Genomic DNA, 15,895 nt, shown 5'->3' on the forward strand with positions numbered 1-15,895 from the left:
GCTTCTAAAAGATAATTCTTGACCATTGACGTCATGTATTTCTACAAGCCGCCATCTTCACCAGCAAGGTTTTCCCATCATGCGGATGCTCCGCCGGACGGCTCTGGCCGCCGCCGTCCTTCTCGTCTCGTCCTTGGGCACCGCGTGGGCCGACAAGGTGACGATCCGCGACGTCGCCGGACGCGACGTCGATGTGGAAGTCCCGGCGAGGCGCGTCATCCTCGGCGAGGGACGCCAGATCTATTTCCTCGCCGCGCTCGATCGCGAGGCGCCGTTCAGCCATGTCGTGGGCTGGCGCGACGACCTGCCCAAGGCCGATCCCGAGAGCTACGCCGCCTATCTCGCCAAGTATCCCGAGATCGCCCAGCTGCCGACCTTCGGCGGCATGAAGGACGGCTCCTTCGACGTCGAGCAGGCGGTGTCGCTGAAGCCCGACGTCATCATCATGAACATCGACGCCAAGACCGCAACGGAAGAAGCCGGCTACATCGAGACACTGGCCAAGGTCGGCATCCCGCTCGTCTATGTCGACTTCCGCGAGAAGCCGATGGTCAACACCGAGCCCTCGATGCGCATCATCGGGCAGCTTCTCGCCAAGAACGAGATCGCGGAGGACTTCATCGCCTTCCGCGCCAAGAGCATCCGCGAGGTCACGGATGTCCTCGACGCCGAGAAGCCCGCGCGCCCGCTCGTCTTCATGGAGCGCGCCGGCGGCTATTCCGACGATTGCTGCATGTCCTTCGGCGATGAGAACTTCGGCAGGATGGTGGAGATCGCCGGCGGCATCAACATGGCCAAGGCCATGATCCCCGGCACGTTCGGCGCGGTGAATCCCGAGCAGATCATCGCCTCCAACCCAGACCAGGTCATCGTCACCGGCGGCAACTGGGAGGGTTACGTGCCCGGCGGCAACTGGGTGGGTGTGGGCTACGGCGCCGACGAGGCCGCCGCCCGGGTCAAGCTGGAGGCGCTGACGAAGCGTCCCGCCTTCACCGGCATCAAGGCGGTGGAGACGGGGCAGGTCCATGCGATCTGGCACCAGTTCTACAACAATCCCTACCAGTTCGTGGCGATCCAGCAGATGGCGAAGTGGCTGCATCCCGACCTCTTCCCCGGCCTCGACCCGGAAGCGACCTTCAAGGAACTGCACGCCCGCTTCCTGCCGCTCGACTACAAGCCCGGCTACTTCGTGTCGCTGACCGACGAGTAAAGCATGACCACACTCCCGCTCGGCGGCGAGATCGGGTCGGGGCGCGGTCGATACCGCGCCCTGGCCTTTCGCCGTATTGCCCTCATCACCGCGCTTCTCGCGGCGCTCTTTGCCAGCGTCTGCATCGACATGGCGCTCGGCCCCGCCAACTACACGGTTGCCCAGATCCTCCAGGCCCTGTTCTCGTCGGACACGGTGAGCGACCAGCTGCGCGTGGTGATCTGGGACATCCGCATGCCGATCGCGCTGATGGCGGTGACGGTGGGTGCCTCGCTCTCGGTGGCGGGCGCGCAGATGCAGACGATCCTCGCCAATCCGCTCGCCAGCCCCTTCACGCTCGGCATTTCGGCGGCCGCCTCCTTCGGCGCGGCACTGGCGCTCGTCGGCGGCACGGCGATCTTTCCGGTGGCGCTGCAATACATGGTGCCGATCAACGCCTTCCTCATGGCGATGGTGGCCGCGCTCTTCATCCACTTCGCCTCGACGATGCGCGGCGTCACCGTCGAGACCATCGTGCTGCTCGGCATCGCGCTCGTCTTCACCTTCAACGCGCTCCTGTCGCTGCTTGAATATCTCGCCTCCGAGCAGGCGCTCGCGGCCGTCGTGTTCTGGACGATGGGCAGCCTGACGAAGGCGACCTGGCCGAAGGTCGCGATCACCGCGGCGGTTCTCGTCTTCGCGGTGCCGGTCTTCGCGCGCCAGGCCTGGGCGCTGACGGCGCTGCGGCTCGGCGAGGACAAGGCGGCGAGCCTCGGCGTCAACGTGAAGCGCCTGCGGCTCCAGACCATGCTGACGGTGAGCCTTCTCGCCGCGATCCCCGTCTCCTTCGTCGGCACGATCGGCTTCGTCGGGCTCGTCGGCCCGCATATCGCCCGCATGCTGGTGGGCGAGGACCAGCGCTTCTTCCTGCCGGCCTCGGTGCTCTGCGGGTCGCTCCTCCTCTCCGTCACCTCGGTCGTGTCGAAGACGCTGCTGCCGGGCGCCATCCTGCCGATCGGCGTGATCACCGCGCTCGTCGGCGTGCCCTTCTTCTTCGTGCTCATCTTCACCAACCGGAGGCGGGCATGGTAGCGATCGCGCTCGACGCACTCGGCGCACGCTACGGCCGCCAGACCATCCTGTCCGGCGTCGATACGGGGCTCCTCAAGGGCGGCGCGCTGACGGCGGTGATCGGCCCGAACGCGGCCGGCAAGTCCACCCTCTTCAAGCGGATCGCCGGGCTGATCCCCGGTCCCGGCACGGTGCATCTCTCGGGCGCCGCGCTGCCCGAGCGCGACGCCATCCGCTACATGCCGCAGGACACCGGCGCCAACGCCGTGCTCACCGTCTACGAATCCGTGCTGCTCGCTGCCAAGCAGGGCTCGGGCTGGCGCGTGGCCGAGAGCGATCTCGCCGGGATCGACCGCATCCTCGCCGATCTCCAGATCTCCGATCTCGGCTTCCGGGGCCTCGGCGAGCTGTCGGGCGGCCAGCGCCAGCTCGTCTCGATCGCGCAGGCGCTCATCCGCCGGCCGCAGGTGCTGCTGATGGACGAGCCGACCTCGGCGCTCGATCTCTTCCGCCAGATCGAGGTCCTGTCCTTCATGCAACGGCGCGCGGCGGCCGATGACATGGCGGTCCTCATCGCGTTGCACGACCTCAACCACGCGCTGCGCTACTGCGAGCATACGATCGTCATCGCCAACGGGACGATGGTGACGAGCGGCCCGAGCGCCGAGGTCATCACCTCGGCGATGCTGCGCGAGGTCTACCGGGTCGAGGCGCGCGTGGAGGCCTGCACGCAAGGGCGACCGGTGGTGATCGTCGACGGATCGGTTCCCGCTGCCGCATAGTGTCGGCGGACGGGCGCCTGATCGAGTGCGTCAGCGCCCCGTGGAGCCGAAGCCGCCGGTGCCGCGCGCGGTGGCGTCGACATGCTCGACCTCCTCGAACTCGGCCTGCACCACCGGCACCACGACGATCTGCGCGATGCGCTCGCCGCGCGCGATCACGAAGGGCTCGGCGCCGTGGTTGATCAGGATCGCCATCACCTCGCCGCGATAGTCGCTGTCGACCGTGCCGGGTGCGTTGAGAACGGTGACGCCGTGGCGCGCCGCCAGCCCCGAGCGCGGACGCACCTGCACCTCGAAGCCCGGCGGGATGGCGAAGACGAGACCGGTCGGCACGAGCGCGCGGGCCCCCGGCGCCATCGTCAGCGGCTCGACGACGGCGGCGCACAGATCGGCGCCGGCCGCGCCGAGGCTCTGGTAGGCCGGCAGGGGCAGGCCCTCGCCATGGGGCAGGCGGCGGATGCCGATGCGCGGCAGGCTCATGCTCGGTTCCTCACGGGCGGGGATCCTTCTCGCTCAAACGCCGGGCGATCTCGGCGACGAGCCGTTCGGCCACCTCGCGCTTGTCGAGTTCGGGCCAGTCCTCGACGCCGCCGGCCGAGACCAGCCGCACCGTGTTGCGCGTGCCTCCCATGACGCCGGTGCCCTCGGACACGTCGTTGGCGACGATGAGGTCGGCGCCCTTGGCGGCGAGCTTCCGGCCGGCGTGGACGAGGAGATCGCTCGTCTCGGCGGCAAAGCCCACCACGAGCGCCGGGCGGCGCGCTCCGGTGCCGACGGTGCGCAGGATATCGGGGTTCTCGATGAGCGCGAGATGCGGTGGCCCGTCCGCGCCCTTCTTCATCTTCTGGCCGGCCTCGTCCTGCGTGCGCCAGTCCGCCACGGCCGCGACGAAGACGGCCGCATCGGCCGGCAGCGCCGCCTCCACCGCCGCCAGCATCTGGCGTGCCGTCTCGACATGGACGGCTGAGACCCCGGCGGGGTCGGGAAGCGCGACCGGCCCCGACACCAGCGTCACCCGCGCCCCGGCACGCGCCAGGGCCCCGGCGATAGCATGGCCCTGCCGGCCGGAAGAACGGTTGGCGATGTAGCGCACGGGATCGATCGGCTCGTGCGTCGGGCCGGACGTGACGACGACGTGGCGCCCCGCCAGCGGCCCGGCCGCCACCGGGCTCAGGATCGCCTCGGCCGCGGCCACGATCTCCAGCGGCTCGGCCATGCGCCCCTCGCCCGCCTCGCCGCGCTCGGCCATCTCGCCCCGGTTCGGCCCGACGAAACGGATGCCGTCGGCGGCGAGCGTCGCCGCGGAGCGACGCGTCGCGGGATGGCGCCACATGGCCGGGTTCATCGCGGGCGCCGCCAGCACGGGCGTCGCGGTCGCCAGAAGGATCGCGCCGGCGAGATCGTCGCCGATCCCCGCGGCCATCTTCGCCATGCGCGTGGCGCTGGCGGGCGCGAGGATCACCAGATCGGCCTCGCGCGCCAGCCGGATATGCCCGACATCGTGCTCGTCGTCGCGGTCGAACAGCTCGCCATAGACCCTGGCGCCGGTGAGCGCCCCGAGCGACAGGGGCGTCACGAACTCGGCCGCATCCGGCGTCATCACCGGCGTCACCACCGCCCCGCGCTCGCGCAGCCGCCGCACGAGGTCGAGGCACTTGTAGGCCGCGATGCCGCCGCCGACGATGAGAAGGATGCGGCGCCCGGTGAGGGTCAAGGCAACGCCTCCTGCCAAGGATTGACCAGCGAGATGCCGGTGTCGACGAAATCACGGATGTTTCGTGTGGCAAGTACGGCATCGTGACGTCGCACGATGCCGGCGATCAGAGCATCGGCCAGTTGGATAGGGCGCCCCGCGGACTGACGGCGAACCTGGATATCGGCCGCGGCTTCGGCGGCCTCCCCATCGAGGTCGACGACCCTGCCGACAGCGTTCGGCACGAGCGATCGAACCATGGCTTCGAGGCGCCGGCGCTCGGCCGATGGGCTCATACGCTTGGTGCCGTGAAGCAGTTCGTAAAGGGTGACGACAGTGATGGTGAAATCCGCCGCCCGTCTCGTGCCGAACCAGGCTTCGACAAGCGGATCGGGCCGTGCGCGCATCATCTCCGAGACGACATTCGTGTCGACAATGATCACGCGTCGAGATCGATCGGTCGCATGGGTTCGTGGGAGCGCATCGGCAGATCCATGTCGGCTCCACCGCCAGCCTTCGCTCGCAATTGTGCAAAGGCGGCCGTCGCGGTCTCGGACACGCCGGACTGGATTTCGCGGTCGTCGTCCAGCGAACGAAGGATCAGATGCCGCGCTTCATCCTCGAGCGTGCGCCCATGGGCTATCGCCCGCACGCGCAGAATCTCCAGCACATTGTCATCGATCTCGAATGTCAGGTCATCCATGGCGCACCTCGCTCATGACCATGTTTAGCGGACGGCCATGCCCTCATCAACTCACAGCCGACCGCCATTCCCTCACCCGAAGGTCAGCTGCCAGGCGATCACCATCAGCGCCAGGGCGCCGATGATCTGCGCGGTGCGGCCGACGAGGATGGCGGCCTTGCCCTCCTTGGCGAGCTGCATCAGGTCGTCGTCGCCGATATGGATGCCGTTCTCCACGAGGTCGGGCAGGTTCTTGGCCAGCACCTCCAGCCCCGAGGCGAGGTCGGGCAGGCGCTTGGCCAGCCGGAAGACCGCCTCCAGCCCCTCGCGCGCATCGCGCAGCTTGGCCGCCGGGCCGATCTCGCCGAGAATGTACTCGGTTACCACCGGCTCGGCGGCGACCCACATGTTGAACCGCGGATCGTAGGAACGCGCGACGCCCTCCACCACCACCATGGTCTTCTGCAGGAGTACGAGTTCGGGCCGCGTCTGCATGTCGAAGAGCTCGGTCACCTCGAAGAGCAGCGTCAGGAGATGCGCCATCGAGATGGTCTCGGCGGGCTGGCCGTGGATCGGCTCGCCGATGGCCCGCAGCGCCTGCGCGAAGGACAGCACGTCCTTGGAGCGCGGCACGTAGCCGGCCTCGAAATGGATCTCGGCGACGCGCCGGTAATCACGCCGGATGAAGCCGTAGAGGATTTCGGCGAGGAAGCGGCGCGAATCGGCGGAGAGCCGTCCGACGATGCCGAGATCCACCGCCACGATCGTGCCGTCCGGGGCGACGAAGAGGTTTCCCGGATGCATGTCGGCATGGAAGAAGCCGTCGCGCATCGAATGGCGCAGGAAGGACTGCACGAGGTTGACGCCGAGCGCGGGCAGGTCGTGGCCGGCCGCCGCCACCGCCGCGACGTCGTTCATCTTGATGCCGTCCACCCACTCCATCGTCAGGACGTCGCGGCCCGTGCGCTCCCAGTCGATGGTCGGCACGCGGAAGCCGGGATCCTCGGCGACGTTGTCGGCCATCTCGGAGGACGCCGCCGCCTCGAGGCGCAGGTCCATCTCGATGCGCGTCGACTGCGCCAGCGTCTCCACCACCGCCACCGGCCGCAAGCGCCGCGACGATTTCACCAGCCGCTCCAGCACCTTGGCGATGAAGGCGAAGGCCTCCAGCTCGCGCCGGAAGGCGAGCCGTACGCCCGGCCGGATCACCTTGACGGCGACCTGTCGCTCCTCGCCGTCGCGGGTGAGGATGCGGGCGCGGTGGACCTGCGCGATCGAGGCGGCGCCGACGATCTCGCCGAACTCGATGAACAGGTCGTCGATACGACGACCGAGGCTCAGTTCGATCTCGGCGATCGCCACCTCGCGCGGGAAGGGCGGCACCTTGTCCTGCAGGTAGGAGAGCTCGAGCGCGATCTCGGTGCCGACGATGTCGGGGCGCGTCGCCAGGAACTGCCCGAGCTTGACGTAGGAGGGCCCGAGCCGATTCAGCGCCGTCGACAGACGCTCGGCGCGCACGCGCCGCTTGGCCGAGCGCCGCGCGATCAACCCGGCGAGGCGATGGGCGAAGCGCGCCATCGGCGGCAGGCCCTCGCCCGGCAGCGCCGAGACCACGCCCTCGCGCACGAGGATGAACGCCGCGCGAATAAGCGCGATGGTGCCGGTGACGGGATTGGCCAAGCGTCTAGAGCTTCCAGCCGGAGTGGATCGCCGCGATGCCGCCGGTGAGATTGCGATGCGTCACGCGCTCGAAACCGGCGCGCCGGATGGCACTGGCGAAATTCGCCTGGTTGGGAAAGCGGCGGATCGATTCTACGAGATATTCGTAGGACTCGCGGTCCTTCGCCACGGCGCCGCCGATGGCGGGGATCGCCTTGAACGACCACGCGTCGTAGATCTTGTCGAGGACGGGCAGCTCGACCTCGGAGAATTCGAGGCAGAGGAACCGCCCGCCGGGCTTCAGCACCCGGAAGGCTTCCGAGAGCGCCAGGTCGATGCGCGGCACGTTGCGGATGCCGAAGGCGATCGTATAGGCGTCGAAGGCGGCGTCCGGGAGCTTCAGGTCCTCGGCATTGCCCTCGACGAAGAGAAGGTTGCCGTCGAGCTTGCGCTTCACCGCGCGCTCGGCGCCCACCGCCAGCATCGAGGCGTTGATGTCGAGGACGGTGCCCTCGGCCTGTCCGCGCGAGGCTTCGACGATGCGCATCGCGACGTCCCCGGTGCCGCCGGCGACGTCGAGGAAGCGCCAGCCCGGCCGGCGCGAGGGCGCCAGCCACTGCACCATGGCGTCCTTCCATAGCCGGTGCATGCCGCCCGACATCAGGTCGTTCATCACGTCGTAGCGCTCGGCGACGCGATGGAACACCTCGTTGACGCGCGCCTGCTTCTCCTCGCGCCCCCCCACGGTCTCGAAGCCGTAGGAGGTCTCCATTCCCTCAGCAGCGCTGACGCGGGTCCGCGACATGGGGTTCACCTTCTCAACCGTTGGCCGTAGCCGAAGCCGTCTTGCGGCCTATGACATGCTGGACACCCGCGCCCCGCCGTCGTGTGGAGGGGCTGCAGGCTCGTTTCGCGTCGTTCCTATCGGAAGCCACGCGCGGGCGCCATCATGCCCCGCCCGCTCCGGTGGACGACCCCGATCATAGGTAGTGCCGATGCCCGAATTGCCAGAGGTCGAGACCGTCCGCCGCGGGCTGGCGCCGGTGATGGAGGGCGCGAGGATCGCCCATGTCGAGGCGCGCCGCCCGGACCTGCGCTTTCCCCTGCCCGAGCGTTTTGCCGAGCGCCTCGCGGGCCGCCGCATCGAGGCGCTCGGGCGCCGCGCCAAGTATCTCCTCGCCGATCTCGACGACGGCCACCTCCTCGCCATGCATCTCGGCATGTCCGGCTCGTTCCGCATCGAGGCGGGCGAGGACGGGACGAGCGAGGACGGGACGGGCGAGGCTGGGCCCGGCACGGAGGAAGCCGGCGAGACGGGCGCCCCGGTGGCCGGGGCGGCCTTCCATCGGCCGCGCGGCGAGAGCCGCACGCACGACCACGTGATCTTCCATCTCGTCCGGCCCGGCGGCGGCACGGCGCGCATCGTCTTCAACGACCCCCGGCGCTTCGGCTACATGACGCTGTTTCCCCGCGCCGACCTTGCCGAGCATCCCCATTTCCGGGGCCTCGGCATCGAGCCCACCGGCAACGCTCTGTCCGGCGCGGTGCTCGCCGCGCGGTTCAGGGGCAAGGCCGCTCCGCTGAAGGCGGCGCTGCTCGACCAGACGATCGTGGCCGGCCTCGGCAACATCTATGTCTGCGAGGCGCTGTGGCGCGCCCGCCTCTCGCCTCGCCGCGCCGCCGGCTCGCTCGTGAAGACGAACGGCGGCCCGACCCTGCGGCTCGAAACCCTCGCCCTTCACATCCGCGAGACCATCGCCGACGCCATCGAGGCCGGCGGCTCGACGCTGCGCGACTACCGGCAGGCCGATGGCGCGCTCGGCTACTTCCAGCACCGCTTCGCCGTCTACGACCGCGAGGACGAGCCCTGCCGCCACGCGGGATGCCGCGGCATCGTCGCCCGCATCGTCCAGTCCGGCCGCTCGACCTTCTTCTGTCCGGTGTGCCAGCGATGAGCGGGCCCTATCCCGAGACGCCGGACGGGCGGTATTTCGTCGCCAAGCGCCGGCTCTGGCGTCGCAGCGACCCCGCCTTGCCGGAAGACCAGCGCCAGGCTGCGGTGAACGCGCTGATGGACGCCCGCCGCGCGGTGCGCGACGCCGCCGATGAGGAGAGCCGCCGCCGCGCCCGGCGCGACGTCGACGCCGCCAAGCAGCGCCTCGGTGAGCGCGGCCCGGTCTGGTGGACCGACGGCGCGAAGGACTGGACACGCTTCTCGCCGGAGAACTCGCCCTATGCCGACTGGTTCGCCGGCCTACAGCCGGAAGCGCGCAGCGCCGCCGGCTTCTGACCCGCCGCTTTTCCCGGCCCCTCCCTTGCCGAACGCCCCCGCCGTCGTATCCTCCGGCCTTCACGGGGGAGGATCTCAAGCGCATGGACTACCAGACCATCCGGACGGAAACGCGCGGGCGCGTCGCCCTCGTCACGCTCCACAGGCCCGAGGCGCTGAACGCCCTCAACACTGCCCTTCTCGGCGAACTCCTTCACGCGGTCGAGGGCTTCGGCGCGGACGAGGGCATAGGCGCCATCGTCCTCACCGGCTCGGCCAAGGCCTTCGCCGCCGGCGCTGACATCAAGGAGATGCAGCCGCTCGGCTTTGCCGACGTCTACCTCTCGGACTTCGCCGCCGGCTGGGACCGCTTCGCCGCCACCCGCAAGCCCGTCATCGCCGCCGTCTCCGGCTACGCGCTCGGCGGCGGCTGCGAACTCGCCATGATGTGCGACTTCATCATCGCCGGCGAGTCCGCCAGGTTCGGCCAGCCCGAGATCACGCTCGGCGTGCCCCCCGGCATGGGCGGCACCCAGCGCATGGCTCGCGCCATCGGCAAGGCCAAGACCATGGATCTCTGCCTCACCGGCCGCATGATGGACGCCGCAGAAGCCGAGCGCTCCGGCCTCGTCGCCCGCGTCGTGCCCGACGACGCCCTCATCGACGAAGCCCTGAAGGCCGCCGAAAAGATCGCCTCCTTCTCGCTTCCCACCGCCCTGATGGTGAAGGAACTCGTCGTCCGCGCTTTCGACACCACCCTCACCGAAGGCCTTCGCGTCGAACGCCGCCTCTTCGCCGCCGCCTTCTCGCTCGACGACCAGAGCGAAGGCATGGCCGCCTTCACCGAAAAGCGCAAACCGACGTTCCGCCATCGCTGACGGCGGGGCTCCAGGGCGGGGTTGCCGCCCCGGTCCCCGCCCGAGGGCCGACACCCCGGACCCCTGCTTCTTTTGATCATCGATCGGAGAGGGCCCGCGGCCCTCCCCGATCGATGATGGAAGTGATGGGGTTCCAAGGGCCTCAGGCCCTTGGCGGGGTTTGGGGCCGCGCCCCATCTTGCGTCCCGCCGCCGGCGGTTGACGGCGCGGCGGGGTGGTCCTATAAGGCGCGCAGATTTCCGGCGGCATCTTCGGGTGCTGCCGCTCGGGCCGTGTCCGTTCCAGGTTGGGATTCGGGGATCGGCCGGACGACACGAAACCCTTTTCGCCCGAGGATCGGCGCGGTCATTTGACCGGGTGGATCCGACGACCCAACAAGAGAGCAGACCATGGCCAATACGCCGTCGGCCAAGAAGGCCGCCCGCAAGATCGCCCGCCGCACCGCTGTCAACAAGGATCGCCGGTCGCGTGTGCGCACCTTCCTTCGCAAGGTCGAGGAAGCCATCCTCACCGGCGACAAGGAAGCCGCGCAGCAGGCGTTCAAGGCGGCCGAGCCCGAGCTGATGCGTGCGGCCTCGAAGGGCGTCTACCACAAGAACACGGCGTCGCGGAAAATCTCCCGCCTGTCGAACCGCGTGAAGGCCGTCGGCACTGCCGTCGCAGCCTGATCGTCCCCGCCGACCGGACGGTCGGCGCACTTGAAGATTGTAAAAAGGCTCGGGGCAACCCGGGCCTTTTTGCCGTTTCTCGCAGTCTTGATCTCCCCTGCGAACCGGCTGGCGGCACGCTGCGGGCTCGCGCTGGAAACTGCGACATATTTGATTCAATCGGCGTCACCCCCTTGTCATCCTCAAAGCCCTGTGGCGTAAGGGATTTCAGCCGGCGTCACGGTTTCTCCTTCGAAAACAACGCGTTGCGAGAGCCGTCCGACCCATTGAGGTGTCACGAGCCCGGCGCCAGCGCGAGTCGGCGAGTCAAGGTGAACGGCGCAAAAAATTCCCGCGTTCACCCCTGCAGCGGAATGATGGCGTGTTGCCCTGCGGAATCATTCTTTGAATCAGCGGATTACGTTTAGGCCCTGATCCCGCACGCAGTCTCGACCGTCACAGTTGCGCCACGCTCGGGTGATGGCGCACGATTCATAGCTTGCCCGGACCTGTGGCGTTGCGTAGCTTTTGCTTCAGGACAAGAGCCCGGGACGGCGAGATGTGGGGACAAGACGTGTTTTCCAGAACAAATCGGAAGATGCGCGGAACACCCCTCTCCCTCACCAACCCGAGCTGACCCTTTTTCACGATTTCAGGCATCCGGCTCGCCGTGGCACGTCCGCGGAGGGAACGGTGGTCCTGTCGCATGGTTTGGCCGTGGTCCCCCTCAGGGGAATCCGGCGTGTATGGAGTACCCGATGAACCGTTCCTACAAGGGCGATGTCTCCGCCGAGGACTGCTGGTCAGCACTCGGCTCGCAGACCCCCTCGTTTCTCGTCGACGTCCGCACGAGTGCCGAATGGAATTTCGTCGGCTTTCCGCTGACACCGCAGGGCGGCGCCCAGCCGATCTTCGCGGAATGGCAGACCTTCCCGTCGATGGCGGTGGATCCCGGTTTCGCGCCGCGCGTGGCCGCGGCGATCGAGGCGGCCGGCGGCTCGAAGGAGTCGCCCGTCTACTTCCTCTGCCGCTCCGGCGCCCGGTCGATGTCGAGCGCAGCGGCGCTGACGGCGGCGGGCTTTGCCCATTGCTTCAACGTCGCCGACGGGTTCGAGGGGCCGCCGGACGAAGAGGGGCATCGCGGTACGCTGGCCGGCTGGAAGGCCGCCGGCCTGCCGTGGAGGCAGAAATGAGCGCCCTCCACCACTCGGCTCCCTCGCGCCACGCCGGCCTCCCCGCCGTCGCACGCCCGCCTCATCAGTCCCCGACCGCGGCATCCAGCATGCCCAAGCCGAACGAGCCGTCCATGGGCAAGCCTGGCGCCAGCGCCGACATGATCGAGCGCGTCAACGCGCGCCTCAAGGCGCAGCTCGGCGCCGACGTCTTCGCCTCCTGGTTCACCCGCATGAAGGTCGAGCAGGTCTCGAAGGGTCTGGTGCAGGTCTCCGTTCCCACCGCCTTCCTCAAGACCTGGATCAACGGCCATTACAGCGCGCTGCTGCTCGAGATCTTCTCCGAGGAGGTGCCGGGCACGCTGAAGGTGGACGTCGCCGTGCGCTCGGCCGTGCGCGGCTCGGGCGCCGTGGCGCCGCTGCCCGCCCCGGTCCGGGCCGACGAGCCCGCCGCTGCGCAGCCGACCCGCACGGTCGCCGCGGCCAATGCGCCGCGTGCCGGCACCGAGCGCAGCACGACGAGCGAGGTCGCACGGTCTGCCGCCTCCGAGTTCGGCTCGCCGCTCGACCCGCGCTACGTCTTCTCGACCTTCGTCGAGGGGGCCTCGAACCGCGTGGCGCTCGCCGCCGCCCGCTCGATCGCCGAGAACGGTCCGCAGTCGGTGCGCTTCAACCCGCTCTTCGTCCACGCCGCGGTGGGCCTCGGCAAGACGCATCTGCTGCAGGCGATCGCCAACGCCGCGACGGCGCGCGAGGACCGGCCGCGCGTCGTCTACCTGACGGCCGAATATTTCATGTGGCGCTTCGCCACCGCGATCCGCGACAACCAGGCGCTCGACTTCAAGGAGAACCTGCGCGGCATCGACATCCTCATCATCGACGACATGCAGTTCCTGCAGGGCAAGTCGATCCAGCAGGAATTCTGCCACCTCCTCAACGCGCTCATCGATTCGGCGCGTCAGGTGATCGTCGCCGCCGACCGTCCGGCCTTCGAGCTGGAGTCTCTCGATAGCCGGGTGCGCTCGCGCCTGTCGGGGGGCGTGGCCATCGAGATCGCGACGCCCGATTACGACATGCGACGCGGCATCCTGGAGACCCGCATCGACGCGATGAAGGTGGAGGATCCCTCCTTCGCGCTCGCCGAGGGCGTCGTCGACACGATCGCGCGGCGCGTCGCGGGTTCGGGCCGCGACCTCGAAGGCGCCTTCAACCAGATCGCCTTCCGCCATTCGGTCGGCCAGCCGCTCTCGGCCGAGCATCTCGACGACCTCCTCAACCAGCTGACGCGGGCCGGCGCCGAGAAGCGGGTGCGCGTCGAGGACATCCTCAAGTTCGTCTCGCGCCATTACAACGTCTCGCGCACCGACATCCTGTCGGCCCGGCGCACCCGCACGATCGTGCGCCCGCGCCAGATCGCCATGTATCTTGCCAAGACGATGACGCCGCGCTCGCTGCCCGAGATCGGCCGTCGCTTCGGCGGCCGAGACCACACGACCGTGCTGCATGCCGTGCGCAAGATCGAGGCCGAGCGCGCGACCGACGAGAAGCTGTCGGAGGAGCTGGACGTCATCCGCCGCATGATCGAGGAGTGAGCGCGGCCTGCCTTCATTTCGGCCGCGGCCGAGACTAGGATCGAGGCCAGCGAAGGAGTTGGCCCCATGAGCCTTTTGATTGAGGATGCCGAGACGGTGGCGACGATCCGCCGGCTGGCGGATCGCGACGGACGAACCCCGGAAGATGTGGTGCGCCAAGCGGTGAAGGCGGCGGCCGTCGTCGCGGCGGATCATGCGCCCATCCCGCTTCGCCAGCGTTTTCAAGCGATCGGCGACGAGTGGGCGAAGGTCGAGAAGACCGGAGAAAAGGCCGATAAGGCGTTCTTCGACTCCCTCGGCGGCGATCTCTGAGTGTTCATCGACGCTTCGGTCATCGTCGCGATCATCGGGCAGGAGGACGACTGGATCTCCCTGTCCGACCGTATTGAGACGGCAGTACAGGCGTACGTGTCGCCGATGGCGATCTGGGAGGCGGTCATTGCCTTGGCGCGCCACGGTGGCGGACGGTCTTTCGTCGAGGCGGACCGGCTCGTTGCGCAGTTCGTCGAAGAAGCCGGCGCCGAGATCATCCCCGTCACCGCCGAGATCGGCACTCTGGCGCTGGATGCCTCGCGCCGGTTCGGTCGCGGGCGCCATAAGGCCGACCTGAACTTTGGAGATTGCTTCGCTTATGCCTGCGCCCGCCATCGCGGTGTGCCGCTGCTCTTCAAGGGCGAGGATTTCATCCACACCGACATCGAAGCCGCGTGACACCGGCGAAGGGTCGTAACCTTACCGGGCCCCGGCAGCCGCCGTTCCACGGTTTCCCTTTTCGCCGTCGCCGCCTTGCTCTACAACGTGCGGACCTTTGCGAGGGGCGGTCCCGTCCGGCGCGTCCAGAGTTCCCGAACGGTCATTTTCGCCATGCGTATCATCATCGAGCGATCGAACCTCCTGAAGTCGCTGAGCCATGTCCACCGCGTGGTGGAACGCCGGAACACGATCCCGATCCTCTCGAACGTCCTCCTCAAGTCCGAGGACGGCGCGCTGCGCCTGAAGGCGACCGATCTCGACATCGAGATCACCGAGGCGGTAGCCGCGAGCGGCGAGCAGGACGGCGCCACCACCGTGCCCGCCCACCTCCTTTACGACATCGTGCGCAAGCTCTCCGACGGCTCGGAGGTCAAGCTCCAGACCAATCCGGACGGGGCGCAGATGACGGTGACGTCGGGCCGCTCCAACTTCCGCCTCCAGTGCCTGCCCGAGGCCGACTTTCCCGACATCACCGCCGGCACGTTCAGCCACTCCTTCCAGATGAAGTCGGCCGATCTCGCCCGCCTCATCGAGCGCACCCAGTTCGCGATCTCCACCGAGGAGACCCGCTACTATCTCAACGGCATCTACCTCCACACGATCGAAGCGGGCGGCTCGCTGAAGCTGCGCGCGGTGGCCACCGACGGGCACCGCCTCGCCCGCGCCGAGATGGAGGCGCCGGCCGGCTCCGAGGGCATGCCCGGCATCATCGTGCCGCGAAAGACCGTCGCCGAGATCCAGAAGCTGGTCGGCGAAGGCGCCGAGACCGTCGAGGTCGAGCTGTCGGACGCCAAGATCCGCTTCACCGTCGGCGCCGTGGTGATGACGTCCAAGCTCATCGACGGCACCTTCCCCGACTATCAGCGCGTCATCCCGACCGGCAACGACAAGGCGCTGACGCTCGACCGCGCCACCTTCTCGGCCGCCGTCGACCGCGTCTCCACCATCTCCTCCGAGCGCGGGCGCGCCGTGAAGCTCGCGGTGGCCGACAGCCAGCTGACGCTCACCGTGAACTCGCCCGATGCCGGCACCGCGACGGAAGAGCTCGCCGTCGGCTACGATTCGGACGAGATCGAGATCGGCTTCAACGCCAAGTATCTCCTCGACATCACCGGCCAGCTCTCGGGCGAGACCGCCGTGTTCATGCTCGCAGATCCCGGCTCGCCGACGCTGATCAAGGACGGCGGCGACGAGGGCACGCTCTACGTCCTCATGCCGATGCGCGTCTGACGTCGGCGCCTGCGCAGGCCGTCATGCCGCAGCCTTTGGGCGACCCGCGGATCCGCATCCGCGGGCTCGGGCTCGTCGACTTCCGCAATTACGGGGCGCTGACGCTGCCGGTCTCCTCGCGCTTCGTGGTGCTCCACGGCGACAACGGCGCCGGCAAGACCAATCTCCTCGAAGCCGTGTCGCTGCTCTCGCCCGGCCGCGGCTTGCGCCGCGCCGCCTATGGCGAGATCGCCCGGGGCGGGGCCAGCGGCGGCTTCTCGGTGCGCGCCCGCCTGCAG

The 15,895-nt window shown here is 68.7% G+C and carries 19 protein-coding genes; 13 read left to right on the forward strand and 6 right to left on the reverse strand.

The features are described from left to right. Positions 1–85 precede the first annotated feature (85 nt). From AUL33_RS12775 to AUL33_RS12785, 3 genes are read left to right on the forward strand one after another with little or no spacing between them, the layout of a single operon-like run. Complete coding sequence (locus AUL33_RS12775) at positions 86–1,210, forward strand: ABC transporter substrate-binding protein (RefSeq protein WP_374754429.1); 1,125 nt, start codon at positions 86–88, stop codon at positions 1,208–1,210. Positions 1,211–1,213: 3 nt separating this feature from the next. Continuing rightward, the gene (locus tag AUL33_RS12780) at positions 1,214–2,281 is read left to right on the forward strand and encodes an iron ABC transporter permease (protein WP_062208486.1); all 1,068 of its coding nucleotides are present in this window, start codon (positions 1,214–1,216) and stop codon (positions 2,279–2,281) included. Next, complete coding sequence (locus AUL33_RS12785; RefSeq protein WP_062208489.1) at positions 2,275–3,042, forward strand: ABC transporter ATP-binding protein; 768 nt, start codon at positions 2,275–2,277, stop codon at positions 3,040–3,042. Before AUL33_RS12780 ends, AUL33_RS12785 begins: the two co-directional genes overlap by 7 nt. A 30-nt stretch (positions 3,043–3,072) precedes the next feature. Here AUL33_RS12785 and dut read toward each other — a convergent pair whose 3' ends face one another. The 6 genes from dut to ubiE all read right to left on the reverse strand — a co-directional run bounded on the left by dut (position 3,073) and on the right by ubiE (position 7,881). Beyond that, positions 3,073–3,522 carry a dUTP diphosphatase gene (dut, locus tag AUL33_RS12790; protein ID WP_062208492.1) on the reverse strand — a complete coding sequence of 150 codons (450 nt, stop codon included), beginning with the start codon at positions 3,520–3,522 and terminating at the stop codon, positions 3,073–3,075. Positions 3,523–3,532: 10 nt separating this feature from the next. After that, positions 3,533–4,756, reverse strand: a complete 1,224-nt coding sequence (coaBC, locus tag AUL33_RS12795) for a bifunctional phosphopantothenoylcysteine decarboxylase/phosphopantothenate--cysteine ligase CoaBC (RefSeq protein ID WP_062208495.1) — start codon at positions 4,754–4,756, stop codon at positions 3,533–3,535. Then, positions 4,753–5,178 (reverse strand): type II toxin-antitoxin system VapC family toxin, encoded by a 426-nt coding sequence (locus tag AUL33_RS12800; protein ID WP_062208498.1) that lies wholly within the window; start codon positions 5,176–5,178, stop codon positions 4,753–4,755. The genes coaBC and AUL33_RS12800 overlap by 4 nt, the downstream gene beginning before the upstream one ends. Next, the gene (locus AUL33_RS12805) at positions 5,175–5,438 is read right to left on the reverse strand and encodes a hypothetical protein (protein ID WP_062208501.1); all 264 of its coding nucleotides are present in this window, start codon (positions 5,436–5,438) and stop codon (positions 5,175–5,177) included. Before AUL33_RS12805 ends, AUL33_RS12800 begins: the two co-directional genes overlap by 4 nt. Positions 5,439–5,510: 72 nt before the next feature. Further along, the gene (gene ubiB, locus AUL33_RS12810; RefSeq protein WP_062208504.1) at positions 5,511–7,097 is read right to left on the reverse strand and encodes a 2-polyprenylphenol 6-hydroxylase; all 1,587 of its coding nucleotides are present in this window, start codon (positions 7,095–7,097) and stop codon (positions 5,511–5,513) included. Positions 7,098–7,101: 4 nt separating this feature from the next. Next, complete coding sequence (gene ubiE / locus AUL33_RS12815; RefSeq protein ID WP_062208506.1) at positions 7,102–7,881, reverse strand: bifunctional demethylmenaquinone methyltransferase/2-methoxy-6-polyprenyl-1,4-benzoquinol methylase UbiE; 780 nt, start codon at positions 7,879–7,881, stop codon at positions 7,102–7,104. Positions 7,882–8,071: 190 nt separating this feature from the next. On the opposite strand from ubiE, the gene mutM reads away from it, so the two are divergent. The 10 genes from mutM to AUL33_RS12865 all read left to right on the forward strand — a co-directional run. Further along, positions 8,072–9,031 carry a bifunctional DNA-formamidopyrimidine glycosylase/DNA-(apurinic or apyrimidinic site) lyase gene (gene mutM, locus AUL33_RS12820; protein WP_062208509.1) on the forward strand — a complete coding sequence of 320 codons (960 nt, stop codon included), beginning with the start codon at positions 8,072–8,074 and terminating at the stop codon, positions 9,029–9,031. Next, positions 9,028–9,366, forward strand: a complete 339-nt coding sequence (locus tag AUL33_RS12825) for a hypothetical protein (protein WP_062208514.1) — start codon at positions 9,028–9,030, stop codon at positions 9,364–9,366. Before mutM ends, AUL33_RS12825 begins: the two co-directional genes overlap by 4 nt. An 83-nt stretch (positions 9,367–9,449) precedes the next feature. Then, complete coding sequence (locus AUL33_RS12830) at positions 9,450–10,223, forward strand: enoyl-CoA hydratase (RefSeq protein WP_062208516.1); 774 nt, start codon at positions 9,450–9,452, stop codon at positions 10,221–10,223. 389 nt (positions 10,224–10,612) lie between these two features. Beyond that, on the forward strand, positions 10,613–10,891 hold the full coding sequence (rpsT, locus tag AUL33_RS12835) for a 30S ribosomal protein S20 (RefSeq protein ID WP_062208534.1): 279 nt from the start codon (positions 10,613–10,615) through the stop codon (positions 10,889–10,891). Positions 10,892–11,628: 737 nt separating this feature from the next. After that, a complete protein-coding gene (locus AUL33_RS12840) occupies positions 11,629–12,063 on the forward strand; it encodes a rhodanese-like domain-containing protein (RefSeq protein ID WP_062208537.1) in 435 nt (144 codons plus the stop codon). 113 nt (positions 12,064–12,176) lie between these two features. After that, the gene (dnaA, locus tag AUL33_RS12845) at positions 12,177–13,634 is read left to right on the forward strand and encodes a chromosomal replication initiator protein DnaA (RefSeq protein WP_244492202.1); all 1,458 of its coding nucleotides are present in this window, start codon (positions 12,177–12,179) and stop codon (positions 13,632–13,634) included. 66 nt (positions 13,635–13,700) lie between these two features. Then, positions 13,701–13,946, forward strand: coding sequence for a type II toxin-antitoxin system VapB family antitoxin (locus AUL33_RS12850; protein ID WP_062208542.1), 246 nt, complete (start codon positions 13,701–13,703; stop codon positions 13,944–13,946). Beyond that, positions 13,947–14,345 (forward strand): type II toxin-antitoxin system VapC family toxin, encoded by a 399-nt coding sequence (locus tag AUL33_RS12855; RefSeq protein WP_062208545.1) that lies wholly within the window; start codon positions 13,947–13,949, stop codon positions 14,343–14,345. Positions 14,346–14,498: 153 nt separating this feature from the next. Further along, entirely contained in the window at positions 14,499–15,617 is a 1,119-nt protein-coding gene (gene dnaN, locus AUL33_RS12860; RefSeq protein WP_062208548.1) for a DNA polymerase III subunit beta, read from the forward strand. 23 nt (positions 15,618–15,640) lie between these two features. Beyond that, positions 15,641–15,895, forward strand: a 255-nt coding sequence (locus AUL33_RS12865; RefSeq protein ID WP_156419404.1) for an AAA family ATPase, incomplete at its 3' end; no start/stop codon positions are given.

The sequence above is a fragment of the Aureimonas sp. AU12 genome (assembly GCF_001463705.1).
Taxonomy (GTDB): Bacteria; Pseudomonadota; Alphaproteobacteria; order Rhizobiales; family Rhizobiaceae; genus Aureimonas.